Raw genomic sequence first — 24,668 nt, 5'->3', positions numbered from 1 at the left:
CTCGTTAAAAAAACCGTTGCCACATACCTGCCAGCAACGGTTTTGAAAGCGTTTAGATGTTGATTAACTCTCTGCTGCTGCTTGCTGTTTTTCGATTGCTCTAGCCATCGCGGCGCGCTGAATATGGCGTTCGCGATAGGCCATTAGCGGTTCGGGTAAACGGTGCTTCATGTTGACTGCCCACGATAAGGTATGGGTTAAAAACAGATCCGCAAGGGTAAAGGTGTTACCCACCAAGTTTTCTTGCCCGTTGTAGCGGCGCTCTAGCGCGCTTAGCGCACGCTGAAACTCCCATGCGCAGACCGGCAAAATAGCGGGAACGCGCTTATCTGTGGGCAGGGCAAACTTATGCTTGGCCTGATTCCACAATGGCTGCTCCATTTCCGTGATAATAAAGCTGAGCCACTGGTCGACCTGAGCGCGAGCGGCAGGGTTACTGGGTAGTAGGGTGCCATCGCCATACTGTTCCGCTAGATAACGGCAAATCGGCACTGATTCAAATAGCGATACTTCTCCATCTTCAAGAACTGGCACCTTGCCATCTGGATGGCGCGCCAAATGCTCGGCTGTTTGCCCCTCGCCTTTATCCAGTGCCACATGCTGGCACTGATACTCTAGGCTTAACTCTTCAAGCGTCCACGCTGCTCGTAGTGAGCGGGATTGGGGAAAACTGTACAGCGTGATCATGGCGTACTCCTGGCGATAATAATCGGTTCTTCAATCTAGCGGGCGTTAGCGACGCTGTCGATTATCTAAACGCTCTCTATAAGAGCTACCTCTACGCGCTCCCCCTCGCCTCGCGGATCCGCTCGTAGGCATTGCCGATTTCGCTGGTGCGTGCCTGTGCGATATCACGCATGCTCTCGGGCAAGCCTTTGCCGGCCAGTTTGTCCGGGTGGTTTTGGCTCATCAGACGACGGTAGGCTTTTTTGATTTCAGCATCGCTGGCGTCATCAGAAACCCCCAATACGCGGTAAGCGTCCTTGAGAGCCTCTTCGCTGGCGCCCTGAGAGTTCGCGGCCGCGCCGTGCAACATCGCTTCGATCTGCTGAACTTCGGCGTCGCTGCAGCCTACGCTCCGGGCGACGCGTAGAATCATCTCGTGCTCGGCGGGGTGAAGAACGCCATCTGCGGCGATAGCAGAAAGCTGAACCTGGATAAATACCTGGCGCAGTACCGGCTGGCGCTGGGTTAAGCGGTTAACGGCGGCCAACTCGGCGTTTAGATCGAAGTCATCGGCGCGACCACGCTCAAAGGCGGCTCGGGCCTTGGCGCGCTGTTCGCCCTGGAGGTGCATCTGGTCAAACAGTTTCTCGGCAATGTCCAGCTCGCCTTCGGTCACTTTGCCGTCGGCTTGGCATAGGCAGCCCATCACCGAGAAGATCGACTCCAAAAAGCCTTCCTGAATGCGCATCCGCGCGATATTCAGGCGACGGGTAAGGCGCTTGCCTAGCCACCAGCCCAGGCCACCGCCAATCAGCAGACCCACCGGGCCTCCAAACGCAAGGCCAATCAAGGCGAAAATAATAATTAGAAATAGCATATTAGTCTCAAAGTAATTTAAAAAATAATGGCTTATGGCAGTCGAGCGCGAATAGCCTGCTCAATGCCTTCGATATCCAGGTGGCAGTCGGCAAGCAGCTGCGCGGGAGTGCCGTGTTCTACAAAGGCGTCCGGTAGACCTAGGTTGAGCACTTCCACCTGAACACCTTCGGCGTGGAGCAGCTCATTCACGGCGCTACCTGCGCCACCGGCAACCACGTTTTCTTCCAAGGTCACCAATAGTTCGTGCTCGTCAGCTGCGTGCAGCACCGCATCGCGATCCAGCGGTTTGATGGAGCGCATATTGATATGGGTTGCATTGAGTCGTTCGGCGACTTCAGTTGCGGCGCTGTTGAGGCTGCCAAAGGCGAGCAGCGCAATACGCACACCATCGTTGTCGGCATGGCGGCGCACTTCCGCTTTGCCAATGGCGAGTGGTTCAAGGTGCGTGGCAATGTCCGCACCTGGGCCGGTGCCACGGGGGTAGCGCACCGCAGCAGGGCCAGGGTGGTGATAGGCGGCACTGAGCATGGTGCGGCACTCGGCTTCATCAGCCGGAGCCAGAATCACCATGCCGGGCACACAGCGCAGAAAGGAGAGATCCATGCTGCCGTGGTGCGTGGGGCCGTCTTCGCCTACCAAGCCAGCGCGATCAATAGCAAAGGTGACATCCAGGTTCTGCACGGCAACATCATGAATCAACTGGTCGTAACCGCGCTGCATAAAGGTGGAGTAAATCGCCACCACGGGTTTCATGCCTTCGCAGGCCATACCCGCCGCGAGCGTTACCGCATGCTGCTCGGCAATCGCCACATCGAAATAGCGCTGAGGGTACTCTTTGGAGAAGCGAATCAGGTCGGAGCCTTCGCGCATGGCGGGGGTAATGCCCATTAGGCGCTTGTCGCTTGCCGCCATATCGCACAGCCAGTCGCCGAACACATTGCAGTATTTTTTCTTCGCTGGTGGCGGGGTAACCTCCGGTTTCTTGACCGTAGTCGCGTTGGCTAACGTTTCGGGTTTTTCCAGCTTAGTAATAGCGTGGTAGCCAATCTGATCCGCTTCGGCGGGCAGAAAACCTTTGCCTTTCACCGTTTTGATATGCAGAAACTGCGGACCGTCGAGGTCGCGCAGGTTTTCGATCGTATGGGTTAACGCGTCGAGGTCATGGCCATCAATGGGGCCTACGTAGTTAAAACCCATCTCTTCAAACAGCGTGGCGGGGCTGACCATGCCTTTCATATGCTCTTCGGTGCGCCGGGCAAGTTCCAGGGCGCCTGGCAGGTGCGAAAGCACTTTTTTGCTCTCTTCGCGTATTTTTAGGTAGGGCTTGCTGGAGAGCACCCGGGCTAGGTAGGTCGCCATGCCACCGACGTTTTCAGAGATCGACATCTCGTTGTCGTTGAGCACTACCAATAGATTGGCATCCACGTGGCCAGCGTGGGCGAGGGCTTCAAAGGCCATGCCGGCGGTCAGTGCACCGTCGCCAATAATCGCGCAAACACGACGCTTATCGCCCTGTGCCTTCGCTGCCAGTGCCATACCCAATGCCGCCGAAATCGACGTGCTGGAGTGGCCGACGCCAAAGGTGTCGTACTCGGACTCGGCGCGGCGTGGAAATGCCGCCAAACCGCCGTGCTGGCGAATACTCAGCATTGCCTCGCGTCGGCCGGTGAGAATCTTGTGTGGGTAGGCCTGATGGCCTACGTCCCACACCAGTCGGTCATGGGGCGTTTGGTAGATATGGTGCAGGGCAACGCTCAGCTCAACCACGCCGAGCCCAGCGCCAAAGTGACCGCCGGAAACACCCACGCTATAGAGTAGGTAGGCGCGTAGCTCGTCGGCCAGTTGGGCGAGCTGGGAGGCATTCATGGCCCGCAGCGCAGCGGGGTGGTCAAAGGAGTCGAGCAGCGGCGTCGTTGGGCGCTCGCGGGGGATTTCGTCGAACAGCTTCATGGGCATCTTTAGTGGTCGCGCTCGATCATGTAGTGGGCTAAGTCGGCCAACGGTGCAGCACGCTCGCCTAATGGGGCGAGCGCGGCAATGGCCTCGTCAATCAGGCTGTGCGCTTTGCGTTGAGCACCCGCTAACCCCAGCAGGCTGGGGTAGGTGGGCTTGGCGCGTGCGGCATCGGCGCCTGACGTTTTGCCTAGGGTAACGGTGTCGCCGGTCACATCCAGGATGTCGTCGTGAATCTGAAAGGCTAGACCAATGGCGCGGGCGTAGCGAGTAAGCGCGTCTAAGCGCGGGTCATCGTCGTCGACGGCTACCAGGCCGCCCAAACGCACTGCAGCGACGATCAGTGCGCCGGTTTTATGGGCGTGCATATGGGCCAGGGCATCGACATCTGGGTGATCGCCGACGGCGTCTAAATCCAGCGCCTGCCCCGCCACCATGCCATCACGGCCAGAGGCGGAGGCCAGGGTGTGCACCAAATGGCCCAGCCGCGGGTGCGCATTGCTGGCCAGCACTTCGAAGGCCAGCGCCTGCAGGGCGTCTCCGGCCAGAATCGCACTCGCTTCATCAAAGGCTTTATGCACCGTGGGCTGACCACGACGTAGGTCGTCGTCATCCATGGCCGGAAGATCATCATGGATCAACGAGTAGGCGTGGATTAGCTCAATGGCCGCTGCGGGGGCGTCCAGGGCATCGTCTTTAGCACCAAGTGCCTGACCAGCCATATACACCAGTAGCGGTCGCAGGCGTTTGCCACCGGCCAGCAGGCCATGGCGCATTGCCGCCTCAAGGCGTGGCGCCACCGCTGGGCGGTTATCAAACAGCGCCGCTAGGGTAGCATCTACGCGGGCATTGCTGGTCTGACGCAGGGTGGCAAGCTGGCTAGGCTGCATGGCTACCATGGGGGCGTCTCCTTGCTCTCATCCTCGGCCGCATCCTTAGGGTCGTCGGGGCCAGTAAAGGGCGTTACGTTTAAATGCCCTTCGCTATCTTCACTCAGCGCCCGCACCTTGAGTTCGGCGCTATCCAGGCGCTGCTGGGCATCGCGGGTCAGTCGCACGCCCTGTTCAAACGCGGTCAGTGCATCTTCCAATGAGAGCTCGCCTGACTCGAGACGTTCAACGATGGTTTCGAGTTGCTCAACCGTCGCGGCAAAGTCCTGTGGGGGTGATGTCGTGTCACTCATTGGGGGGTGCCTGTAAACCGGTATTTTTAAAATAAGCCCACAGTATACACCGAGGCTGGGGGGCGGCGTCTGCCCTCTTCAATACAGCTTGTTGCGCGACTTGCGATCCATTCATTGTCACCACGCAGACTTTTCATCATTCACACCCGGCCTGAACGATGCGGGCTGTGCTACGATATGCGCCTCCCGTGAACCGATACACGGCGCATGCCGCCGACCATAGAGGTTGATTCAGCCATGGCCAAAACGTCCCTGGAAAAGAGCAAGATCAAGATCCTGCTACTCGAGGGCGTCCACCAAAGTGCGGTGGACAATTTTCACACGTCAGGGTACGCGAATATTGAGCACCTGCCGACGTCCCTTGATGAGGATGCGCTGATCGAAAAGATCTGCGATGTTCACTTCATTGGTATTCGTTCCCGCACCCAGTTAACGGAGCGCGTGTTCGAGGCGGCGGAGAAGCTAGTCGGCGTTGGCTGTTTCTGTATCGGCACCAATCAGGTCGATTTAACCGCTGCCCTTACCCGCGGTATCGCGGTATTTAACGCGCCGTACTCCAATACCCGTTCGGTGGCAGAACTGGTGCTGGCAGAAGCGATTATGCTACTGCGTGGTATTCCAGAGAAAAACGCCCGCGCTCACCAGGGTGGCTGGCTGAAGTCAGCGAAGAACTCCCACGAAGCGCGCGGTAAAACGCTGGGTATCGTTGGCTACGGCAGCATTGGTGCGCAACTTTCGGTGCTGGCCGAATCGCTGGGCTTTAACGTCATTTACTATGATGTCATCGCCAAGCTGGGTATGGGTAATGCAAACCAGGTAGCAAGCCTTGAAGAGCTGCTGGGTCGTTCCGATGTCATTAGCCTGCACGTGCCTGACCTTGCCTCTACCCGCTGGATGATCGGCGCAAAAGAGATCGCTGCCATGAAGCCTGGCGCGATCTTTATCAACGCCTCCCGCGGTAGCGTCGTTGAAATCGAACCGCTTGCTGAAGCGCTTAAAGCGGGCAATCTCAACGGCGCGGCGATTGACGTCTTCCCGGTAGAGCCGAAAGGCAACGATGAAGAGTTTGAGAGCCCGCTACGCGGATTGGAAAACGTGATTCTGACCCCGCATATCGGTGGCTCTACCCTGGAAGCTCAGGAGAATATCGGTATCGAAGTGTCAGAAAAGCTGATTACTTACTCTGATAATGGCACCACCGTGACCTCGGTCAACTTCCCCGAGGTGGCGCTGCCCGCTCACCCGGACAAGCACCGTTTGCTGCATATTCACGATAACGTACCGGGCGTGCTGTCGCAGATTAACCGCGTGCTGTCTGAAAACGATATCAACATCTCCGGTCAATACCTGCAGACCAATGAAAAAGTCGGTTATGTGGTCATTGATGTAGATAAAGCCTACGGCCCCCAGGCGCTGGAAGCATTGAAGCAAGTGGATCACACGCTGAAAATTCGTGCGCTCTACTCGGCGCAAAATAGCTAACGCAATTGGTTAAATAAGTTGGCTGTAAAAACGGCGCCTCTTGCGAGGCGCCGTTTCGATTTGGGCAGTTTAGTGGGTTCGGTATTTAAGCAAGATCAAACAACAGCACTTCGCCTGCTTCCTTGCCGGTAAGGTTAATCGCCTCATCCGGTTGGAACGCCGCGGCGTCGCCTGCGCTCAACGTCTCACCGTTGACCTCCATTTCGCCGTTCACCACATGCAGCCAAGCGTAGCGCGAAGGCGGCGTTGTGGCCTGTTCGCCAGCGCTAAACAAACCCGCGTAAAGGTTCACATCCTGGTTGATGCTCACAGACCCGTCGCGGCCTTCTTCAGAAGCCACTAAACGCCATTGCCCTTGACGCTCAGCGCTAGGAAAAGCCTTATGCTCATAGCTGGGTTTAATGCCGAGCTGCTTGGGTTCAATCCAGATCTGCAGGAAGTGCAGCCCGTTCTCCTTGGAGTGATTGAACTCGCTGTGCAGCACCCCGGTGCCTGCCGACATGCGCTGCACATCGCCCGGGCGCATTACCTCGCCATTGCCCATGTTGTCTTTGTGCTCCATTTCACCTTCAAGCACATAGGAGATAATCTCCATATCCCGGTGAGGATGGGCGCCAAAACCATGGCCGCCCGCTACGCGGTCTTCATTGATCACGCGCAGAGCGCGGAACCCCATATGGTTGCGGTCAACGTAGTTGGCAAATGAAAAGGTATGGAGTGAGCGTAACCAGCCGTGGTCGGCGTAGCCGCGCTCGTTTGAACGACGAATAATCATGGTGTGCTCCGCAGGTTGCGTGAGATTGAATAATGACAATATACAGCCTTGCTGACGCCCCGTGGGGTGAAGCTTTCTGCACGTTCCTGTCGAATAAATCGATGTATTAAATGTGATTGCCAGCGCTAAACTTTTGGTTAGCTTTCGAGTAAAATCCTGGCCTCTTCTAACCCGGTCCGCCCTTTGCGAGGGTGACTACCTGGAGCTTTACATGTCAGTACCCATTCAAACGCCGCCCATTGTGGTCGCAGCGCTGTACAAATTTGTCACCCTGAACGACTTCGAAGCGTTGCGCGAGCCGCTGCGCCAAACCATGCTCGATAACGACGTAAAGGGCACTTTGCTGCTTGCTAAAGAGGGCATTAACGGCACGGTGGCGGGCAGCCGCGAGGGCATTGATGGATTGCTGGCTTGGCTCACCGCCGACCCACGTTTGGCCGATATTGATCACAAAGAGTCTTATTGTGACGAAACGCCGTTCTATCGCACCAAGGTCAAACTCAAAAAAGAGATCGTCACCCTCGGCGTGCCTGATATCGACCCTAACGATACTGTGGGCACTTACGTCGAGCCGGAAAACTGGAACGACATCATTGCCGACCCGGAAGTACTGGTGATCGATACCCGCAATGATTACGAAGTGGCGATTGGCAGCTTTGAGCGGGCAATCGATCCTAAAACCACCACTTTCCGCGAGTTTCCCGAGTACGTGCGCGAACACTACGACCCGGAAAAGCATAAGAAAGTGGCCATGTTCTGCACCGGCGGCATCCGCTGTGAAAAAGCCTCCAGCTTTATGCTTAAAGAAGGCTTTGAAGAGGTCTACCATTTAAAAGGCGGCGTGCTGAACTACCTGGAAAAAGTCCCGGAAGAGCAGTCGCTGTGGCGTGGTGAGTGTTTTGTGTTCGACAACCGGGTGACGGTTCGCCACGACTTAAGCAAAGGCGAGTTCGAGCAGTGCCACGCTTGCCGCATGCCGATCTCCGCCGAGGATATGCAGTCTTCTGCTTACGAGCCGGGGATTAGCTGCCCTCACTGCATCGACTCGTTGCCGGAGAAGACCCGCGCGGCGGCTCGGGAGCGCCAACGCCAAATCGATTTAGCCAAACAGCGCGGCGAGCCGCACCCCTTAGGCCGCGACACTCGCCTAATGAAAAAATGAAGTAGCGCACTGTAGGTAAGATTTGTAAGTAAGAACCGAACGTAAAACTTGTGCGCTAGACTGATGGGCAAAGTGTTACTCAAACCCAGGATTTCACCATGCCCATCCCCTCTGACGTTCTATCTTCAACGGCTTTCCCTCTACAGCGCTTTGACCAGCAGGGCGTAACAACGCTGACGATGAGCACACCGGAGCGCTTTAATGCGCTCTCGGAAGCCATGCTGGAAGCGCTTCACGACGCATTAGCCGATATTGCTGACGATAGCAGCGTGCGCTGTGTGGTACTTGCCGCCGAAGGCAAAGCCTTCTGCGCCGGGCATGATCTGAAGCAGATGCGTGCCAACCCCGATAAAGCCTACTATCAAGCGCTGTTTGCCCGCTGTAGCGAAGTGATGCAGGCTATTGTGCACTTGCCGGTGCCGGTCATCGCCAAGGTGCAGGGCATCGCTACTGCCGCGGGTTGCCAACTGGTGGCGAGCTGTGATCTGGCGGTGGCGGCGCGCAGCGCACGCTTTGCTGTTTCCGGTATCAATGTTGGCCTGTTTTGTTCTACTCCAGCGGTAGCACTTTCCCGAAACGTTGCGCGCAAACACGCCATGGAGATGCTGCTTACCGGGGAATTTATCAGCGCCGAGCAGGCTACCGAGTGGGGCTTGATTAACCGCGTGGCAGAGGACGATGCGCTGGATGAGGCAATTAAACAGCTGACGTCCAGTATCTGCGCTAAAAGCGCCGTCGCCGTGCGCACCGGAAAAGCCATGTTTACTCGCCAGCTTGCCATGCCGCTCGAGGAAGCCTACGCCTTTGCCGGGGAAACCATGGCCTGCAATATGTTGGCCGAGGATGTGGGTGAGGGTATCGATGCGTTTATAGCCAAGCGGCTACCGCGCTGGAATCATCGCTGAGGTGCCATCGCTGAATCAATGGAATTCGTTTCCGTAAACGCGACAATTGCCATGTTGTCACGTTATCCTGACGCCTTTGTATTTTAGGGAAGCCGTCGTCAGCAAGGGCGCTTTTAGTGAGTAGTAGGAGCGCTTTTGGGAGCGTCTTTTAGTTGTGCCTATTTGGAGAAAGCCAAGTGAGTGAAGCCAAACGCAGGACGGTCGGTCGTCCGGCGAGTACCGCCAAAGCTAGCGGAGGCCATAGCCAGTCGTTGGTGCGTGGCTTAACGCTGTTGGAGTACCTTGCGGCCAGCCCGCTTGGGTTGGCCCTTTCCGATGTGGCGGAAATGGCCGATTTGGCGCCCTCTACCACCCACCGCTTGCTGCAAGCCTTGCAGAGTCAGGGGTTTGTGACCCAGGAGAACGAGCAGGGCCTATGGCGAATCGATGTCAAAACCTTCCGTATCGGCAATAGCTTTCTTGAGGCCCGCGACGTGGTGGCCACAAGTCGCCCTTTTCTGCGCCGTTTAACCGCGGAGACCGGCGAGACCGCTAATTTGGGCATTCGCGATGGGGCCACGGCGGTCTTTTTAGCGCAGCATGAATCACCGCAGATGATGCGCATGATCACCCGCCTAGGTTCCCGCGCGCCGCTGCATGCCTCCGGCGTAGGTAAAGCGCTGCTGGCGTGGATGCCCGATGATGAGCGCGCCAAACTGCTGGATGGCAGCGAGTTGGCAAGAGTGACCGCCAATACGCTCTATCAATCCGATACACTGCAAATGGAAACGGAGCAGATTCGCGCCCAAGGCTTTGCCTGTGACCGTGAAGAACATGCCATTGGCCTGCACTGCGTGGCCGCCTGTGTGTTTGATGAGCACGGCACGCCGTTGGCGGCGATCTCGGTGTCTGGCCCGGTGGCGCGCATCCCGGAAGCTCGCTTACTCACCCTGGGAGCGCTGGTTCGCCAAACGGCCGATGAGATAACCCAACAGTTGGGTGGGCAGGTGCCACGTTAACGTGGCTCACTGAGTCTATGCTAAGCCTGTTTTTTGTCGCCCTGGTCAGCGCCACGCTTCTTCCCGGCGGGTCGGAAGTGTGGCTAGCGCGGCTGTGGTGTCTCGGCGAGCCGACGTTAGCACTGTGGTTGGTGGCCACGGCGGGTAACACCCTCGGCAGCATGATCAACGTGGCGATGGGCCGCTATGCGCGTCAGTTTCAAGAGCGCCGCTGGTTTCCGGCCTCGCCCCGCGGCTTAGCCCGAGCGGAGCGCTGGTATCATCGCTTTGGTGAGCTAAGCCTGCTGATTTCCTGGGCACCGATTATTGGTGACCCCCTTACTGTACTGGCCGGCGTTTTTCGGCTGCCCTGGTGGCGGGCGCTAGCGTGGATTGTGGTCGCTAAAGGTGCGCGTTACGCAGTGGTGTTACTGCTGGCACAGCAGTGGCTATTACCGCTGTGCCAGTGAAACGCCTTATGAATCAAGTCATGTTACCCTGTACAACTTTTTCACAAGCGGTGTTGGCAGTGTAGAGTGTAAGCAACTTGGGCTGCCTATTATTGGCTTGCGTAAAACCAGGCAGCCGTTAGATTGAACAGAACACTCACCCAAAAGGAGGTTTAGGTGTGAAGCCACTTCGTTTATTACCCTGGCTAGGTGTCTGGCTATTGGCAATGATTGCCTTAATAGCCACGCCAGCAATGGCGCAGAATGCGCCAAGTGAGTCGGCCAGCACAGATGGTGCAGCATCCTCTGAAGAAGCGGCGCCTACGTCCTACGAGGCACTGGCAAACCTGCTAGAGGATGAGCAGTCGCGACAAGAGTTGATTGAGATGTTGCGCAATCAAGCCTCAGCACTGCCTGACGGCGTTGCTACTGAACTCTCCCCGGAAGCGGCCGCTCAAGGCAGTGAAATAGCGCCTGAGGATGTCTCGCTGCCGCGCCAGCTAGCTGAGCTCACCAGTCGAGTGGTAAGCGATGTGGGTGGCCAATTCGAGCAAGTGGTAGGCATTGTCGGCGGTCTATTTTCTGGCCAAGAGGCCGACAGTGTCTTTGATATGACCGCGTTCACCAGTGCGGCGATTAATCTGGGCATGGTGATTGTCGCCACCTTTGCGCTGTTTATGATTGTTCGACGGTTAGCTAAGCCGCTGTTTACCAAAATCAGCGGCTGGTCGCTGAATGGCAAAAATTTAACCCCCGTTTTACGTTTGGTTTTCTGCGTGGCGATTGCGGCGGTCATCGATGTGCTGCTTGTGGGCTTGGCCTATGTGGGCGGTAATCTGCTGGCCACCTTTGCGATTGGTGAAGCCGGGGAGCTTTCGACCCGCGCCTCGCTGTTTTTAAATGCGTTCTTGATTATTGAACTGCTCAAAGCCGGTGTGCGGATGCTGTTCTCTTCGCGCTACGAAGGGCTACGGCTACTGCCTATTTCTGCCCAGGAGGCCTCCTACTGGAATCGCTGGCTAGCCCGTTTGATCGGCATGGTCGGTTACGGTTTGATGGTGGTAGTGCCGCTGGTTAACTTCTACGTGGCGGCCTCACTGGGGCAAGCGGTCGGCACGCTGATTATGCTGTTGGCGTTTATCTACGCAGTGGTCGTGGTGCTAAGAAACCGCGCCCGTCTGCGAGATAACCTGAATGAGATGGCGGCAAAATCAACGCTGACTGCCAGCCGCGTCTCGCTGCAGCTATTTGCCCGTACCTGGCATCTGTTCGCGCTGCTCTATTTCTTGATCGTATTTGTGCTGACGTTAACGCGCCCCGGCGATGCGCTTCCGTTTGTGATGTTTGCCACTCTGAAGTCCCTTGCTGCCATTGTTGTGGGGTTATTGGTCTCCTCGCTTCTTACCCAGACCATTGGTCGTCGGATTACCCTGTCGGACGATCTGCGGCGCAAACTACCGCTACTTGAAAAGCGCTTGAACAGCTACGTGCCCAATGCGCTTCGCGTGCTGCGTACGATCATTCTGATTGTGGTCATCATGATGGTGCTGAACGCTTGGGGCGCCTTTGACCTAGCTGCCTGGTATGCCTCTGAAGGTGGCGCCGTGCTGGTCGGCAATCTGACCAGTGTTGCGGTAATTTTGATCGTGGCGCTCGCCGTGTGGCTGGGCCTGGCAAGCCTGATCGAGCATAAGCTCAATCCGGAAACCGGCTATGGTGAACCCTCGGCGCGGGCAAAAACCCTGCTCAGCCTGTTTCGTAATGCCCTGGCAATCGCTATGGTGACGATTACCGGCATGATCGTGCTGTCGGAAATTGGCATTAATATCGGCCCGCTGATTGCCGGTGCCGGTGTGCTTGGTTTAGCGATTGGTTTTGGCGCCCAGAAACTGGTGCAGGACGTTATTACCGGGGTGTTTATCCAGGTTGAAAATGCCATGAACACCGGTGACGTGGTGACAGTAGGCGGCGTGACGGGCACCGCCGAACGGCTCAGTATACGCTCTGTGGGGATTCGCGATCTGTCCGGTACTTATCACATCGTGCCGTTCTCCAGCGTGGACACCGTATCTAACTACATGCGCGAGTTTGGTAATCATGTAGGGGAGTATGGTATTGCCTATCGTGAGAGCATTGATGATGCCATTGCACAGCTTCAATTGGCTTTTGAAGACCTGAAGGTCAGTGAAGAGCATAGTCATAAACTGTTGGCCGATCTAACCGTGGCGGGCGTTATCGCGCTGGCGGATAGCTCTGTGAACATCCGTGTGGTGATTAAGACCACGCCGGGAGATCAGTGGGCCGTGGGTCGAGCTTACAACCGTCTAGTGAAGCTGCGCTTTGATGAAGCAGGTATTGAAATACCCTTCCCGCACACCACGCTCTACTTTGGACAAGATAAGACTGGTTCTGCGCCCCCCGCAAACCTGCGTGTTATGCAGCAAGCCTTTACGATCGATGGTAGCCCGGCAGGGCAGCCTAAGTCGGGTGATATTACATCGGATGACAGGTTTGACCCACGCGGTAGTAAAACAAACTCTGATACTTTTGAACACGAAAAGCCTGATCATGATGACGTCGATGAAACTTAAACTGTCGTTATCGTGAAGTGATTGTTGTCAATCGCTGCAACGAGGCCGCCTTCGGGCGGCCTCGTTGCGTTTTATGGGCTGTATTTTTATTTAATGTTTAATGGGCATAGTTTTCTGAGTGCCGACCCTCCAGATTGATTGACTCCCCGCCATCGACAAACAGAATCTGCCCTGCCACAAAGGAGTTTTCCAATAAATAGTGTAAAGCTTGTACAAGGTGGCCAGGATGGCCCTGGCGCTTGAGTGGAATGCCTTCAATACGCCACTCAATATAGTTGCTAGTGCGCAGGGAAGCAGGCAGTACCACGCCGGGGGCGATGCCGTTAATGCGAATACGCGGTGCAAACTCCAGAGCCGCCATACGAGTCATCTCCGCTAGGCTCTTTTTCGACAGCAAATAGGCTGCATAGGGATACTGGTGATAGGCCACCTTATTATCGATGATATTGATCACCTGGCCCTCTTGAACGGTTTCGGCAAAGTGACGGGTGAGCAGTAGCGGGGTAAACATATTAACCCTGAACTGTGCCTCCAGCATCGCTAGCTCGGTCGCCGCGATCGGCGCTGGTGCATAGGCAGAGGCGCTGTTCAGCAGCAAATTAAGCCCTGGGAAGCGCTGCTTGGCCGACCGGAGTAAGTCATTTAAGTCATCGTTTAAAAAATCGCAGGAAAATATTTCGCACTCCCGCCCTTTAGCGCGGATACTGCTGGCGACCTCCTCGGCCTCTTCGCGGGAGCGATTAACGTGTAGAGCAATATCAAAACCGGCATCAGCCAACGCTTCGGAGAAGAATCGACCCAGGCGGGTAGCTCCGCCGGTTACCAGAGCAGCTTGATGGTGCATAAGGCGTCCCCTACTGTTTTCTTGGTATAGGAAGACTTTCTGCGTGAGTGTAGCGTTTGTCAATAACTTATACACAGCTTGCACGTGGTGTGTGCTTAGAGGTATTGATAGATGAGTCCTGCTTACAGGGCCGTTCAAGAAGACGTCACTTTTAACAGGATGTCGCTATGCCACCAACGACGTTGTCTACCAAACAATCTGAAGCGCTCCATGAGTGCTTGATCTCTTTAGGTTCTAACATCGACCCTGACCACTATGTGGCTCAGGCGGTCGATATCATTAGCCGTGAGTGCAATCTGTTGGCCCGTTCCAAAACGATTCGCACCCGGCCGGTGGGGTACCAGCAGCAACCCGACTTCCTAAACGCCGCGCTGTTGGTGTGTACACCGCTTGAGCGTGAAGCGTTTCGTGCTTACCTCAAAGGGGTGGAAGATCGTCTGGGCCGTGTTCGGGGAGCGATTAAATCGGGGCCACGTACTATGGATCTAGACATTGTGGCTTGGGATGGAGAGGTGGTCGATGACGGTTACTACCTGCACGACTATGTGAAAAAGCCCGTTGATGAAGTGCTGGCGAGTAGTGGTCGCAGTCTTGAGCCTCAAAAGTGTTCATGATTTTTGTGTTTAGGCCGATAGTAACGTTGTAGCCGCCATCAATCGGGCGCGCTAACTTCCCGGGAGGCGTGCGTTGCTCAGCCTAAATACCAATGTGATGTCGCTAACCGTGCAGAACAATCTGCGCGGCAGTCAGCAGGCCATGCAGACTGCAATGCAGCGCATCTCTTCCGGGTTGCGCATCAATAGTGCCAAGGATGACCCTGCTGGTCAGGCGATTGCCAATCGTATGACGGCGCAAATCAAAGGCATGACCCAGGCGATCCGCAACACCAATGATGGCATTTCAATGGTGCAGACGGCGGAAGGCTCGCTCAATCAGATTAACGACAACCTGCAGCGCATCCGTGAGCTGAGTGTTCGAGCAGCTAACGGCACTAACTCCTCTAATGACCTTGTCTCTATCCAAGCCGAGATTGATCAACGCTTGGAAGAAATTGACCGTGTTGCGGTGCAGAGTAAATTCAACGGTATTGGGCTGATTGATGAGTCAAAATCGCTAAATATCCAGGTCGGTGCTAACGATGGCAATAGCATTGGGGTGCGTTTTGAGTCCATGAATTTACAGGCGTTGGGGCTGGAGAACCTGAGCGTACTGGATGATGGTACCGGGTCGGAAAAACCAATAGATATTATGGATGAGGCGATCAAGCGGTTAGATCGCCATCGCAGCTATTTGGGCGCAGTTCAGAATCGCTTTGAGAGCGTCATTGATGGCCTAAATAACAGCATTGTTAACACCTCCGCTGCCCGGTCGCGTATTCAGGATGCCGACTACGCTAAGGAAGTCTCCAACCTTATTCGCGCCCAGATCCTGCAGCAGGCAGGTATCGCTATGTTGGCCCAGGCCAACCAGCAGCCGCAGATGATTCTGCGCCTGCTGGAAGGGTTATAAAATTGGTAGGGCTGCCGAACTAGTCAATAATACCCTGTTCACGGGCCATGGCGTAGGCTGCCTGTGGGCCATTCCAGAGTGACGGCAGCAGTATCAACGAAACCGGGATCGCGGTGATAACAATGAACTGTTGCAGTGCGCCAATCTGACCTGCGCCCATATACAGCAGTACCGCTGCCATCAGCGCCATGGCGATCCCCCAAAACGCCCGCATGGCCGGGCTGGGGTTATCGTGCCCCGCCCCTACTACCGCAATGGCGTAGCTCATTGAGTCGCCGGTGGTGGCAACGAAAATGGTGGTCAGAAGCAGGATCGCCAGTGCCATCCAGGTACCGCCGGGCAGTGCTTGGGCAACGGTTAAGGTGGCTACATCAAACTGGAAGTTGTTCAGCGCCTCGGTTAAATCAATCACCCCGGTGAGCTGATAATAAATGCCCGAGCCGCCCAGCAGGGTAAACCACACGGTGGTGGCAATGGGTGCCAGGATTGCTACCGCGATGATCATTTCGCGGATGCTGCGACCGCGGGAAATACGCGCCACAAAAATCGCCATCAGCGGCGCATAGCCAATAAACCAGGCAAAGAAGAATACTGTCCACCACTGCATCCACCACGCTGGAGCGGTCTCTGCGGTCATGGTCGCCATGGTAAAAAATTTGCTGACATACGCGCCCATGCCTGAAACGTAGCTATTGACCAAAAACAGTGTGGGGCCAAAAACAATAATGACCGCGCCAATAGCTAGCGCCAGCAGCACGTTAAAGCGACTAAGTAGTTGAATGCCTTTGTGTACGCCGCTCATGGAAGAGAGCACGTAGATGCTGCCGAGAACGGCTAGAATGATCAACTGGCCGGGATAACCTTCCGGTAAGCCAAACAGCTCGTGCAGGCCGAAGCTGACCTGGGTGGCCAAAAAACCGATCGGGCCCACAGTGCCTGCAACCAAAGCAATTACGCAGCAGGCATCGACGGTGCTGCCCAGCGGGCCGCGCATTAGTCGCTCACCCAGTACTGGGTAGAGCAGGGTTCGGGGCTGAAGCGGCTGGCCTTTCACATAGTGTGCATGGGCAAGCACCACAGCGGTTAGCGACCCCAGTACCGCCCAAGCCATAAAGCCCCAGTGCATGAAGGACTGCCCCAAGGCGCCGGAAACGGCGTCAGCGGTGCCTGCTTCGCTATCAAACGCAGGAGGCGTTACCACAAAGTGGTATACCGGCTCACCGGCGGCAAAGAATACGCCACCGCCTGCCAGCAGCGTACACAGAATGATCGATAGCCACTTAAACGTGCTCATTTCTGGTGCATCTAAATTGCCGATTTTGGCTTTAGCGGCTGGAGTTATGGCCAAACCGATGGCGATAAAGAACGTCAGCAGGAGCAGCAGTTGAAAGTAACTGCCCAGCACTAGCGCGGTCCAGGCGAAACCAGCGCTGATGCTGTCAGCTACCAGAGTTACGTCGTAAAGCGACAGTGCGAGAAAGGCGACGATAAAGCCGATACTTAATATCAATACAATAGGGTCGCCGAGCGAAAACCTCTGGAAGCCCTCAGAGTTGGGGCTGGAGTGGGACATGTTAAATACCTATGGGGAGCAGGGAACTGAAATAGCAGCCTATTAAAGCGTGCCGTTAAGCGGTTTAACGCCGCATGAGCGTTTAGAAGTTGGTGTTTGAAGCAGGCGAAATTACAGGTAAAAAAAAGCGCCATTCAAGGAATGGCGCAAGACAGGAAACTGAACGTAGTATATCGCCAATTTAGACCAACGTCTAACATGTTTTAACTTGGTGCGTTGCCCAGGTGCAAATGCACCGTTTTGGCCATATTGCGGAGGGCGTCAGAACTTAACTTCCTATCTAACAGCATGAAAATTAAATAAAAATTCAATAATGGCAATATTGCTGCAACGCTAAAGCATATTTTGTATACAAGGTATGCTCACGATGATGACCTCCACTTCGATACGCCGTTCTTCTACTTCAGCACTAGATTTTCCCACTGCAACACCAGTTTTTTCTATGGCGCGCCTGCTCACAAGCTGCGCGGCAGGGCTGATTTTAATACCGGCTATCAGTTACGCCGACGATACCCAAATACGTTTTCAGCTGGATTGGCGTTTTGAAGGTCCCTCCGCGCCGTTTTTAATGGCCGCTGAGAAAGGCTACTTCGCTGAAGAAGGGTTGGACGTTCAGATTGATTCCGGCAGCGGCTCGGCGGGCGCGATTAATCGCGTGGCATCCGGGGCCTACGAAATGGGCTTTGGCGATCTTAATGCGCTGGTCGAGTTTCTCGCCGAAAACCCCGATGGCCCCGGTATCCAAGGCGTCTATATCGTCTACGACGGCACCCCCGCGGCGGTGTTTGCCCGCAAAGACCGCGGCATCGAGAGCCCGGCTGATTTAGCCGGTAAAACCATCGCCGCCCCCACCTTCGATACCGGCTACCGCGCCTGGGGCGTGTTTGCCGCGGCTAATAATCTGGACGCCGACGCGGTGGAGTGGCAAAACGTCGACCCTACGTTGCGCGAAACGCTGCTAACCCGGGGCGATGTGGATGCAATCACCGGCTTCTACTTCACCAGCCTACTCAATCTTGAAGAGCGGGGAATGAGTGAGGACGAGCTGACTATTATGCCGTTCCCAGACTACGGCGTGCCCCTGTACGGCAACGCCATTATCACCAGTGAATCCTTCGCAGAAGAAAATCCGGAAGCCGTGCAGGGCTTTCTGCGCGCCTTCAACCGCGCCCTGGGCGACACTATTGCCGATCCCGAGGCGGCCATTGAGTATGTTAAAAACCGCGACGGCCTGATCGATGTGGAAATGGAGACTCGGCGCTTAAAACTCGCTCTGGATGGCGTCGTCGACACTCCCGAAGTGCGCGAAAATGGCGTGGGCGGAGTGGATGACGAGCGTCTGTCTCAGGCGATTCAACTGGTTGCCGATGCTTACGACCTCACGTCAATTCCTTCGCCTGATCAGGTGTTTAGTTCAAACTACTTACCTGCTCAGGAAGAACGCATGCTGTTTCCGGCCGAGGGCGAATAAGCATGTCGGCAGCATTCGTTACCTTTGATGACGTTAGCCTGGCCTACGATGCGTCGGGCAACGCCATTGAGGATATCAACCTGAGCATCCACGAAGGTGAGTTCGTCGCTTTCGTGGGCCCCTCCGGCTGCGGTAAATCGACCTTTATGAAGCTCTGCACCGGTCTGCATGCGCCTACCACCGGTGCCGTGCGGGTGGATGGAGAACCGGTCACCGGGCCGTTGAAAATCTCCGGCATGGCATTTCAAAACGCCAACCTGCTGCCCTGGCGCACCACACTGGATAACGTCCTACTGCCGCTGGAGATCGTTAAACCCTACCGCCATCAGTTTCGTAAACGGCGCGAAGAGTTTGTAGGCTGGGCGCGCAAGCTGCTCAAGACCGTGGGACTTGAAGGCTACGAAGAGCAGTACCCCTGGCAGCTTTCCGGTGGCATGCAGCAGCGGGCATCGATCTGCCGGGCGCTGATTCACCAGCCGCGCCTGCTAATGCTGGATGAACCCTTCGGCGCGCTGGATGCATTTACCCGCGAAGAGCTGTGGTGCGTGCTGCGCGACCTGTGGGAAGCGCAGCGCTTTACAGTGGTACTCGTAACCCATGACCTGCGCGAGGCGGCGTTTCTGGCCGATACCGTCTACATCATGAGCCGCCGCCCAGGCCGGGTGATCGAGCGCCGTCAAATCGAGCTGCCAAGACCCCGTGCACTGGAAACCACCTACCAAAAACCCTTTATTGATCTGGTCCAGGAGTTGCGCGCTCAGATTGGCGAAGTACGTAGCAATTGATAAACGCACGCAGCACCTGATGAAAGGCGCACTTATGACGAAAAATAATCAGTTAATCGAACGATTGGCGCCGTGGATAGCGGTGGTGGCACTGGTCATCATTTGGGAAGTAACGGTGCGGGTGTTTGATGTGCCCAGCTTTATCTTCCCCAGTGCCTTGGAGACGGCCCAGGCGCTGGTAACTTATTCCGGGCCTATCGCCATGCACTCCTGGCAAACTTTCTGGACAACGCTGATTGGCTTTGGATTGGGTGTGGCCGTGGGGCTGGTGTTGGGCTTTATTATCGGCTCGTCGCGCTTTCTATATAACGCTTGCTACCCACTGTTAGTCGGTTTTAATGCCATTCCCAAAGTGGCTTTCGTGCCCATCCTGGTTGTCTGGTTTGGGATCGGCTCGGTGCCGGCGATACTCACCGCCTTTTTAATCTGCTTCTTCCCCATCGTGGTGAACGTGGCTACCGGTTTAGCCACGCTGGAGCCTGAGATGGAAGACGTACTGCGAGTGCTGGGCGCACGGCGTATGGATGTGCTGCTGAAAGTGGGCCTGCCACGCTCGCTACCGTATTTCTTTGCCTCGCTAAAAGTCGCTATTACCCTGGCGTTTGTAGGCACGGTGGTGTCAGAAACGGTCGCCTCCAATCAGGGTATTGGCTATCTGATGATGAGCGCCGGTTCGCAAATGCGCATGGGGCTGGTCTTTGCCGGACTGCTGGTGATCAGCGCCATGGCCATGGTGATGTACGAGCTATTTGCGCAACTGGAAAAACGCATGACCGGCTGGGCGCACCGTGGTCAGAATCGCTAGCCCCAGTGCAAAACTCACCAGCGGTAAAGCAGTGAAGCGCTGGTGGTGTTGTCGGTGCGCTCGCTGGTGTCGTCAGGCGGTTGGGAGTTGTGCTTGATTTCGTGAGATAAGCGCAGCGATAGCTTGGAATTGAGCCTTGCCGTGAGCGCTGTAAGCGACCGAGACGTGGTATTTTGGTCGGTGTACTCAAACGACATTTCCTGCTGAATATCGGCGTAATCGGAAAAAAACCAGTGGTAATCCAGTGCTGTATAGGCCACTGCTAGCCGATAATCGCCGTGTTCGCGTAGCCGGTCATGACGATAGCCAGGCCCTGCCTCCAGCGAAAAAACATGGGTATCGTTCTCTAAAATCTGACGCCCATAGCCACCAATGGCAGAAAGTTGCTGGTCATAACCGGCAAAGCGATCCTTCTCCCAGCGGGCAAAGCCAAACAGGTAGTGGGGGCCATCCAGTTCATAGCGTTCGCGTCCTGCGACTAAGTACTGCTCGGCACTGGTTTCGTCATCCTTGGTGACGTTACGCACTTCACCACGTAGCGAGTAGGTGAAGTTACCGGTAAGCCACGTCAGCAGCGTTTTACCGATCAGCGTCTGGCTATCGGTATTGCCCGAGAGACGGGTAAAACCCAGTTCGGCATCGCCACTGAATACGGGAGCATCTTCCTGGGGAGGCGGTGGAGCGTAGAACGGGCTGGCATACGCCACGGTTAGCCATAGCGGCCAGCAGGCCAGTAAGAGTATCCATCTAACGATCGCCACTACATCCCTCCTTGATTTCGGCATTAGGCAATTATATCAGCGAACGATGACTCTGGGGTGACGGCGATTAACGCCGTTGGCTAGCGCGTGCCATAATGGCGTGGTCACGCATTTTGAGTCTACCTATGAGCGCTTCTCGCCCCCGAACGTTAGCCGACCTGCAGCGCTGGCGCCGCACTCGCGCAAGGCGCAGCTGGTATAAACGCAGTTTTCGCCTTCAGGTGATGCTGTTAGTCGGGCTACTGTTGGCAGGCATGCTACTGGCGCAGGGCACCTACCTCAATCACCGCAAGGCAGAAATCATTAGCCAGCAGATGGGGGAGCGAGCGCTGGCGGTGGCCAAAACGGTGGCGTCGATGCCGCAAATTATCAACGCCTTTGCAATCCCCGACCCCTCTTTCATTATTCAGCCCCTGGCGGAGCGAGTTCGCCATGAGACGGGAGCGCGCTATGTCGTTGTGGGTAACGCTCAAAGTACCCGCTACTCCCACCCTCTGCCGGAACGGCTAGGGCAGCCGATGGTGGGGGGCGATAATGACCAGGCGCTGATTCATGGCCAATACTATGTATCCGAGGCAACCGGGTCATTGGGCACCGCCATTCGTGGCAAAGCGCCCATATGGGATGAAGAGGGCAATATCATTGGTCTGGTATCCGTCGGTTTTATGATGGATCGCGTGGCCATGGACGTAGCCCGCTACAACAGCTTTGGCTGGGCGCTAGTGGCGCTGATGATTTGTCTCGGCTTTGCCGGTGCCTACTGGCTATCGCAGCATCTTAAAAAGGTCATTTTAGGCCTGGAACCCTACGAAATTGCCCGCTTGGCTATGGAAAAAGAGGCCATTTTGCAGTCGATCCACGAGGGCATTTTGGCGGTTAACCGGGAAGGTCATATTACCTTGGTCAACCAGCAGGCGCGGCGCTTTCTCAACCTGGACGATGAGCATGTGCTGCTGGGGCAGCCTATACGCGAGGTTGTGCCCAATTCGCGGCTACTGGAGGTGCTCCGGCGCGGCGAGCAGGAGTTCGACCAGGAGATGTGGCTGGGCGATCATCCGGTAGTGGTTAACCGCGTGCCGATTCTGCACGAAGGCGAGATTGAGGGGGCGGTGGCCACTTTCCGTAGCCGTCGCGAAATTGTCGATCTATCCCACGCGCTTACCCAAGCCAGCCGTGACGTGGATATGCTGCGCGCCCAGGCCCACGAGTTTTCCAATAAGCTCTACACCATCTCTGGGCTACTACAGTTAGAGCGCATTGAGGAAGCCCTCGCGCTGATTCATCAGGAAACCGAACGCGCCCAGGCGCAGATGAGCTTTTTAATGCGCAACGTGGCCGACGCCGTGCTTAGCGGTACGCTACTGGGTAAACTTACCCGGGCACGGGAACTGGGCGTAGCGTTGGAAATCGATGAGCAAAGCTCGCTCTCCTGCCCGCTAACGCCCACCGGCCAAGAAGTGTTGATGAGCGTGGTGGGTAACTTGCTGGACAACGCCTGCCATGCTGCGCTGAATGGGCCGAGTAAAGCGCCCAAAGTACGCCTGTTTTTCACCGATTTGGGCGAGCAGCTGTTGATCGAAGTGGAGGACAACGGACCCGGAGTACCTGCCCAATTCGCCGAATCGATTTTCCAGGAAGGCTTTTCGACCAAAACAGGCAAGCACCAGGGCATTGGCCTGGCGCTGGTGGCCAGGCTCTGCCGCCAGCACGGCGGTGCCGTGACCCTGGAGGAGAGCGAGCTGGGGGGCGCATGCTTTATCGCGGTGCTCGACCGCTCGCTGTGTGCGCATCAAGACCAACAGCAGTCTCAACAACAATTTTAAAAACAATTTCAAAAACAGTGACCACGACGGCTAGGGGGGAACGCAATGTCTGATGGGCAGTACGGCATTTTGGTCATTGAAGACGATTTTCGCATTGCCGATATCCACAGAGCCTTCATTGAACAAAGCGATGGCTTTTATGTAGTGGGCATGGCGCGCAACGGCAGTGAAGCCAAGGCGATCATGGCGGAGCAGGCCACCAGCATTCAGTTGATCTTGCTCGATGCCTATCTCCCCGATGTGGAAGGCTTGGAACTACTATGGGCGATTCGCCGCGACTACGTGCATGTGGATATCGTCATGGTGACCGCTGCCCGGGAAGTGGAAACCATCAGCGAGGCGCTGCGTGGCGGGGTATTCGACTACCTGATCAAACCCATTGAAGCCGCGCGAATGACGCAAATGCTGACTCGCTTCCGTCGCGAGCGTGAAGCGTTGGCCAACCGCGCCGAGATGAATCAGGATGAACTGGACTCCGTGCTCGCGCGCCTGAAGCCCGGCGAGCCGTTGCGTGCGAAAAGCCAAACCCTGTCTCAAGCCCTGCCTAAAGGTATTGATCGGCTGACGCTGCGCCGGGTGATTGATGCCCTGGCCGACGCCCCCGACTCGCTCACCGCTATGCAGATGGCGCGCACCATGGGTGCCAGCCGCTCAACCGCCCGCCGCTATTTAGAGTTTTTAGTTGCTGAACAGGCAGTGAGTGCTGAGCTGGGCTATGGTGATGTAGGGCGGCCTGAGCGTCGCTATCGGCTATTGGAGGCCGCACACGAATGGATCAACACTCTATAAAGGAATGTTGTAAATAAGCGCGCGTGAACAAAATGAACAAAATAGCCATAAAGAACTTTTTGTCTTTTATGCGCACAAGCTTGTCGGTCAGGGTAGTGGTCTTCTAACGTTCGCGGCGTGCAGTCTCACAATAAGAAGCTCTACACAGCAAACTCATCACACAACAAAACTGATACGTGGAGAACGCCATCATGACGTCGCTTACCCTCAAGCGTTTATCTGTATTTGCTCTTCCCTTCGCGGCCTTTGCAGGCATGAGCACCGCCGCACAGGCGCAAGAGTGGACACCCGAACGCTCCATCGAATTCGTCGCACCGGCTAACCCAGGCGGCGGTTGGGATACCCTCGTTCGCACCATGTCGCGGGTGATTCAGCAAGAAGAGCTGGCCGATGAAAGCTTTGCCGCGATCAACGTACCTGGAGGCGGCGGTGCCGTAGCCTGGGCCCAAGTCGCCCGTGATAGTGGCAACCCGCACAAGCTGTTTGCCACCAGCCCGCCGATGATTCTGGTGCCGCTGGCAGGTGCTTCGCGCTACGACCACACCGACTTTACCCCGGTCGCGCGGATCAATACCGACTACTCGATCATCCTGGTGGCAGCGGACTCCGAGTATCAGAACCTCGAAGACCTGCTCAATGCGCTGAAAGAAGACCCCAGCTTGAGCGTTGGCGGTGGTAGTGCGCCTGGCTCCATGGATCATATCGCTATTGCAGGCCTTGCCTCTGCGGCTGGAATGGAAGCCTCGGCAGTCAACTATATCCCGTTTTCGGGTGGCGGCGACGCCATGACCAACCTAATGGGCGGCCATATTGAAGCCGTGGTCGGCGGTGCCGGTGAAGCGGTTGGCCAACTGGGCGAAGGCAGCCAGCTGCGTGCGCTGGGCGTCTCTTCTGAAGAGCGTTTGGGCGGCGGTTTGAGCGACGTGCCCACCTACCAGGAGCAGGGCTTCGACTACACCTTCGATATCTGGCGCGGCGTGATGGGCGCTCCCGATATGCCTGAAGAGGCAGTGGCCTACTACGAAGACCTGTTCGCCGAAATGCTTGAAACCGATGCATGGCGCGAAGCGAGCGACCAACTGGGCTGGATCGACGCCTACCAAAACAGCGAAGAATTTGGCGCCTTCCTGGATCAGCAGCAAGAGCAGTTCAGCGACGTGCTGAGCGAGCTTGGCCTGCTGCGCCAGTAATCCCACTCCTGTATCACCCAGTTGCCCAAGCGTGGCTGGGTGTCTCCCGTCGTTAACGATATGCGTTAACCGTGGAGACGTGTTGGCTCCTTCGGA

The 24,668-nt window shown here is 56.1% G+C and carries 23 protein-coding genes; 14 read left to right on the top strand and 9 right to left on the bottom strand.

The features are described 5' to 3' along the window. Positions 1–63: 63 nt before the first annotated feature. From HZU72_RS15605 to HZU72_RS15585, 5 genes are all read right to left on the bottom strand, one after another. Positions 64–687 carry a glutathione S-transferase family protein gene (locus HZU72_RS15605; RefSeq protein ID WP_180093713.1) on the bottom strand — a complete coding sequence of 208 codons (624 nt, stop codon included), beginning with the start codon at positions 685–687 and terminating at the stop codon, positions 64–66. A gap of 91 nt (positions 688–778) precedes the next feature. Further along, positions 779–1,543: a co-chaperone DjlA gene (djlA, locus tag HZU72_RS15600; protein ID WP_180093712.1), complete on the bottom strand. Its 765-nt coding sequence runs from the start codon at positions 1,541–1,543 to the stop codon at positions 779–781. 32 nt (positions 1,544–1,575) lie between these two features. Beyond that, complete coding sequence (gene dxs / locus HZU72_RS15595) at positions 1,576–3,501, bottom strand: 1-deoxy-D-xylulose-5-phosphate synthase (protein ID WP_180093703.1); 1,926 nt, start codon at positions 3,499–3,501, stop codon at positions 1,576–1,578. Between the two features lie 2 nt (positions 3,502–3,503). Beyond that, positions 3,504–4,397, bottom strand: a complete 894-nt coding sequence (ispA, locus tag HZU72_RS15590; RefSeq protein WP_180093701.1) for a (2E,6E)-farnesyl diphosphate synthase — start codon at positions 4,395–4,397, stop codon at positions 3,504–3,506. After that, the gene (locus HZU72_RS15585) at positions 4,391–4,681 is read right to left on the bottom strand and encodes an exodeoxyribonuclease VII small subunit (RefSeq protein WP_180093699.1); all 291 of its coding nucleotides are present in this window, start codon (positions 4,679–4,681) and stop codon (positions 4,391–4,393) included. Before HZU72_RS15585 ends, ispA begins: the two co-directional genes overlap by 7 nt. A 237-nt stretch (positions 4,682–4,918) precedes the next feature. Between HZU72_RS15585 and serA the strand changes: the two genes are divergently transcribed. Next, positions 4,919–6,163 carry a phosphoglycerate dehydrogenase gene (gene serA / locus HZU72_RS15580; RefSeq protein WP_180093697.1) on the top strand — a complete coding sequence of 415 codons (1,245 nt, stop codon included), beginning with the start codon at positions 4,919–4,921 and terminating at the stop codon, positions 6,161–6,163. A gap of 85 nt (positions 6,164–6,248) precedes the next feature. On the opposite strand, the gene HZU72_RS15575 is transcribed toward serA, so the two are convergent. Continuing rightward, positions 6,249–6,938, bottom strand: a complete 690-nt coding sequence (locus tag HZU72_RS15575) for a pirin family protein (protein WP_180093695.1) — start codon at positions 6,936–6,938, stop codon at positions 6,249–6,251. A gap of 211 nt (positions 6,939–7,149) precedes the next feature. Here HZU72_RS15575 and trhO point away from each other — a divergent pair, with 211 nt between their 5' ends. From trhO to ybiO, 5 genes are all read left to right on the top strand, one after another. After that, positions 7,150–8,100, top strand: coding sequence for an oxygen-dependent tRNA uridine(34) hydroxylase TrhO (gene trhO, locus HZU72_RS15570; protein ID WP_180093693.1), 951 nt, complete (start codon positions 7,150–7,152; stop codon positions 8,098–8,100). Positions 8,101–8,198: 98 nt separating this feature from the next. Next, a complete protein-coding gene (locus HZU72_RS15565; protein ID WP_180093691.1) occupies positions 8,199–9,005 on the top strand; it encodes an enoyl-CoA hydratase in 807 nt (268 codons plus the stop codon). Positions 9,006–9,181: 176 nt separating this feature from the next. Further along, positions 9,182–10,003, top strand: a complete 822-nt coding sequence (locus HZU72_RS15560) for an IclR family transcriptional regulator (protein ID WP_180093689.1) — start codon at positions 9,182–9,184, stop codon at positions 10,001–10,003. Positions 10,004–10,020: 17 nt separating this feature from the next. Continuing rightward, entirely contained in the window at positions 10,021–10,452 is a 432-nt protein-coding gene (locus HZU72_RS15555; protein ID WP_180093686.1) for a YqaA family protein, read from the top strand. A gap of 158 nt (positions 10,453–10,610) precedes the next feature. Then, positions 10,611–13,022, top strand: a complete 2,412-nt coding sequence (gene ybiO / locus HZU72_RS15550) for a mechanosensitive channel protein (protein WP_180093684.1) — start codon at positions 10,611–10,613, stop codon at positions 13,020–13,022. A gap of 97 nt (positions 13,023–13,119) precedes the next feature. On the opposite strand, the gene HZU72_RS15545 is transcribed toward ybiO, so the two are convergent. Beyond that, on the bottom strand, positions 13,120–13,866 hold the full coding sequence (locus HZU72_RS15545) for an SDR family NAD(P)-dependent oxidoreductase (protein ID WP_180093682.1): 747 nt from the start codon (positions 13,864–13,866) through the stop codon (positions 13,120–13,122). A 167-nt stretch (positions 13,867–14,033) separates the two neighbouring features. Here HZU72_RS15545 and folK point away from each other — a divergent pair, with 167 nt between their 5' ends. Both folK and HZU72_RS15535 read left to right on the top strand, forming a co-directional pair. Next, entirely contained in the window at positions 14,034–14,480 is a 447-nt protein-coding gene (folK, locus tag HZU72_RS15540) for a 2-amino-4-hydroxy-6-hydroxymethyldihydropteridine diphosphokinase (RefSeq protein ID WP_180093680.1), read from the top strand. Between the two features lie 73 nt (positions 14,481–14,553). Beyond that, a complete protein-coding gene (locus HZU72_RS15535; protein ID WP_286902443.1) occupies positions 14,554–15,375 on the top strand; it encodes a flagellin N-terminal helical domain-containing protein in 822 nt (273 codons plus the stop codon). Positions 15,376–15,394: 19 nt separating this feature from the next. Here HZU72_RS15535 and HZU72_RS15530 read toward each other — a convergent pair whose 3' ends face one another. Continuing rightward, entirely contained in the window at positions 15,395–16,948 is a 1,554-nt protein-coding gene (locus tag HZU72_RS15530; RefSeq protein ID WP_180093678.1) for a BCCT family transporter, read from the bottom strand. 367 nt (positions 16,949–17,315) lie between these two features. Here HZU72_RS15530 and HZU72_RS15525 point away from each other — a divergent pair, with 367 nt between their 5' ends. From HZU72_RS15525 to HZU72_RS15515, 3 genes are read left to right on the top strand one after another with little or no spacing between them, the layout of a single operon-like run. Next, positions 17,316–18,419 (top strand): ABC transporter substrate-binding protein, encoded by a 1,104-nt coding sequence (locus HZU72_RS15525; protein ID WP_235976138.1) that lies wholly within the window; start codon positions 17,316–17,318, stop codon positions 18,417–18,419. A 2-nt stretch (positions 18,420–18,421) separates the two neighbouring features. After that, on the top strand, positions 18,422–19,204 hold the full coding sequence (locus HZU72_RS15520; RefSeq protein ID WP_180093676.1) for an ABC transporter ATP-binding protein: 783 nt from the start codon (positions 18,422–18,424) through the stop codon (positions 19,202–19,204). A 34-nt stretch (positions 19,205–19,238) separates the two neighbouring features. Beyond that, positions 19,239–20,009, top strand: coding sequence for an ABC transporter permease (locus HZU72_RS15515; RefSeq protein WP_180093674.1), 771 nt, complete (start codon positions 19,239–19,241; stop codon positions 20,007–20,009). A gap of 14 nt (positions 20,010–20,023) precedes the next feature. On the opposite strand, the gene HZU72_RS15510 is transcribed toward HZU72_RS15515, so the two are convergent. After that, the gene (locus tag HZU72_RS15510; RefSeq protein WP_180093672.1) at positions 20,024–20,794 is read right to left on the bottom strand and encodes a DUF481 domain-containing protein; all 771 of its coding nucleotides are present in this window, start codon (positions 20,792–20,794) and stop codon (positions 20,024–20,026) included. Positions 20,795–20,895: 101 nt separating this feature from the next. On the opposite strand from HZU72_RS15510, the gene HZU72_RS15505 reads away from it, so the two are divergent. From HZU72_RS15505 to HZU72_RS15495, 3 genes are all read left to right on the top strand, one after another. After that, positions 20,896–22,593, top strand: a complete 1,698-nt coding sequence (locus tag HZU72_RS15505) for an ATP-binding protein (RefSeq protein ID WP_180093670.1) — start codon at positions 20,896–20,898, stop codon at positions 22,591–22,593. A gap of 45 nt (positions 22,594–22,638) precedes the next feature. Beyond that, entirely contained in the window at positions 22,639–23,382 is a 744-nt protein-coding gene (locus tag HZU72_RS15500; RefSeq protein ID WP_180093668.1) for a response regulator, read from the top strand. A gap of 191 nt (positions 23,383–23,573) precedes the next feature. Further along, positions 23,574–24,572 (top strand): Bug family tripartite tricarboxylate transporter substrate binding protein, encoded by a 999-nt coding sequence (locus HZU72_RS15495; RefSeq protein ID WP_180093665.1) that lies wholly within the window; start codon positions 23,574–23,576, stop codon positions 24,570–24,572. Positions 24,573–24,668 lie beyond the last annotated feature (96 nt).

The organism is Vreelandella sedimenti (genome assembly GCF_013416325.1).
GTDB classification, from domain to species: Bacteria; Pseudomonadota; Gammaproteobacteria; order Pseudomonadales; family Halomonadaceae; genus Vreelandella; species Vreelandella sedimenti.
This window is presented reverse-complemented; position numbering and strand designations above follow the sequence as displayed.

Excerpts from the sequence above, each read along its gene's own strand:
- trhO (WP_180093693.1), top strand. The coding sequence starts at position 7,150 with ATGTCAGTACCCATTCAAACGCCGCCCATTGTGGTCGCAGCGCTGTAC.
- HZU72_RS15545 (WP_180093682.1), bottom strand. The coding sequence starts at position 13,866 with ATGCACCATCAAGCTGCTCTGGTAACCGGCGGAGCTACCCGCCTGGGT.
- HZU72_RS15585 (WP_180093699.1), bottom strand. The coding sequence starts at position 4,681 with ATGAGTGACACGACATCACCCCCACAGGACTTTGCCGCGACGGTTGAG.
- ispA (WP_180093701.1), bottom strand. The coding sequence starts at position 4,397 with ATGGTAGCCATGCAGCCTAGCCAGCTTGCCACCCTGCGTCAGACCAGC.
- HZU72_RS15575 (WP_180093695.1), bottom strand. The coding sequence starts at position 6,938 with ATGATTATTCGTCGTTCAAACGAGCGCGGCTACGCCGACCACGGCTGG.
- HZU72_RS15565 (WP_180093691.1), top strand. The coding sequence starts at position 8,199 with ATGCCCATCCCCTCTGACGTTCTATCTTCAACGGCTTTCCCTCTACAG.
- HZU72_RS15520 (WP_180093676.1), top strand. The coding sequence starts at position 18,422 with ATGTCGGCAGCATTCGTTACCTTTGATGACGTTAGCCTGGCCTACGAT.
- folK (WP_180093680.1), top strand. The coding sequence starts at position 14,034 with ATGCCACCAACGACGTTGTCTACCAAACAATCTGAAGCGCTCCATGAG.
- HZU72_RS15605 (WP_180093713.1), bottom strand. The coding sequence starts at position 687 with ATGATCACGCTGTACAGTTTTCCCCAATCCCGCTCACTACGAGCAGCG.
- serA (WP_180093697.1), top strand. The coding sequence starts at position 4,919 with ATGGCCAAAACGTCCCTGGAAAAGAGCAAGATCAAGATCCTGCTACTC.
- HZU72_RS15500 (WP_180093668.1), top strand. The coding sequence starts at position 22,639 with ATGTCTGATGGGCAGTACGGCATTTTGGTCATTGAAGACGATTTTCGC.
- HZU72_RS15505 (WP_180093670.1), top strand. The coding sequence starts at position 20,896 with ATGAGCGCTTCTCGCCCCCGAACGTTAGCCGACCTGCAGCGCTGGCGC.
- HZU72_RS15510 (WP_180093672.1), bottom strand. The coding sequence starts at position 20,794 with ATGCCGAAATCAAGGAGGGATGTAGTGGCGATCGTTAGATGGATACTC.
- HZU72_RS15530 (WP_180093678.1), bottom strand. The coding sequence starts at position 16,948 with ATGTCCCACTCCAGCCCCAACTCTGAGGGCTTCCAGAGGTTTTCGCTC.
- dxs (WP_180093703.1), bottom strand. The coding sequence starts at position 3,501 with ATGCCCATGAAGCTGTTCGACGAAATCCCCCGCGAGCGCCCAACGACG.
- HZU72_RS15525 (WP_235976138.1), top strand. The coding sequence starts at position 17,316 with ATGATGACCTCCACTTCGATACGCCGTTCTTCTACTTCAGCACTAGAT.
- djlA (WP_180093712.1), bottom strand. The coding sequence starts at position 1,543 with ATGCTATTTCTAATTATTATTTTCGCCTTGATTGGCCTTGCGTTTGGA.
- HZU72_RS15555 (WP_180093686.1), top strand. The coding sequence starts at position 10,021 with ATGCTAAGCCTGTTTTTTGTCGCCCTGGTCAGCGCCACGCTTCTTCCC.
- HZU72_RS15495 (WP_180093665.1), top strand. The coding sequence starts at position 23,574 with ATGACGTCGCTTACCCTCAAGCGTTTATCTGTATTTGCTCTTCCCTTC.
- HZU72_RS15515 (WP_180093674.1), top strand. The coding sequence starts at position 19,239 with ATGACGAAAAATAATCAGTTAATCGAACGATTGGCGCCGTGGATAGCG.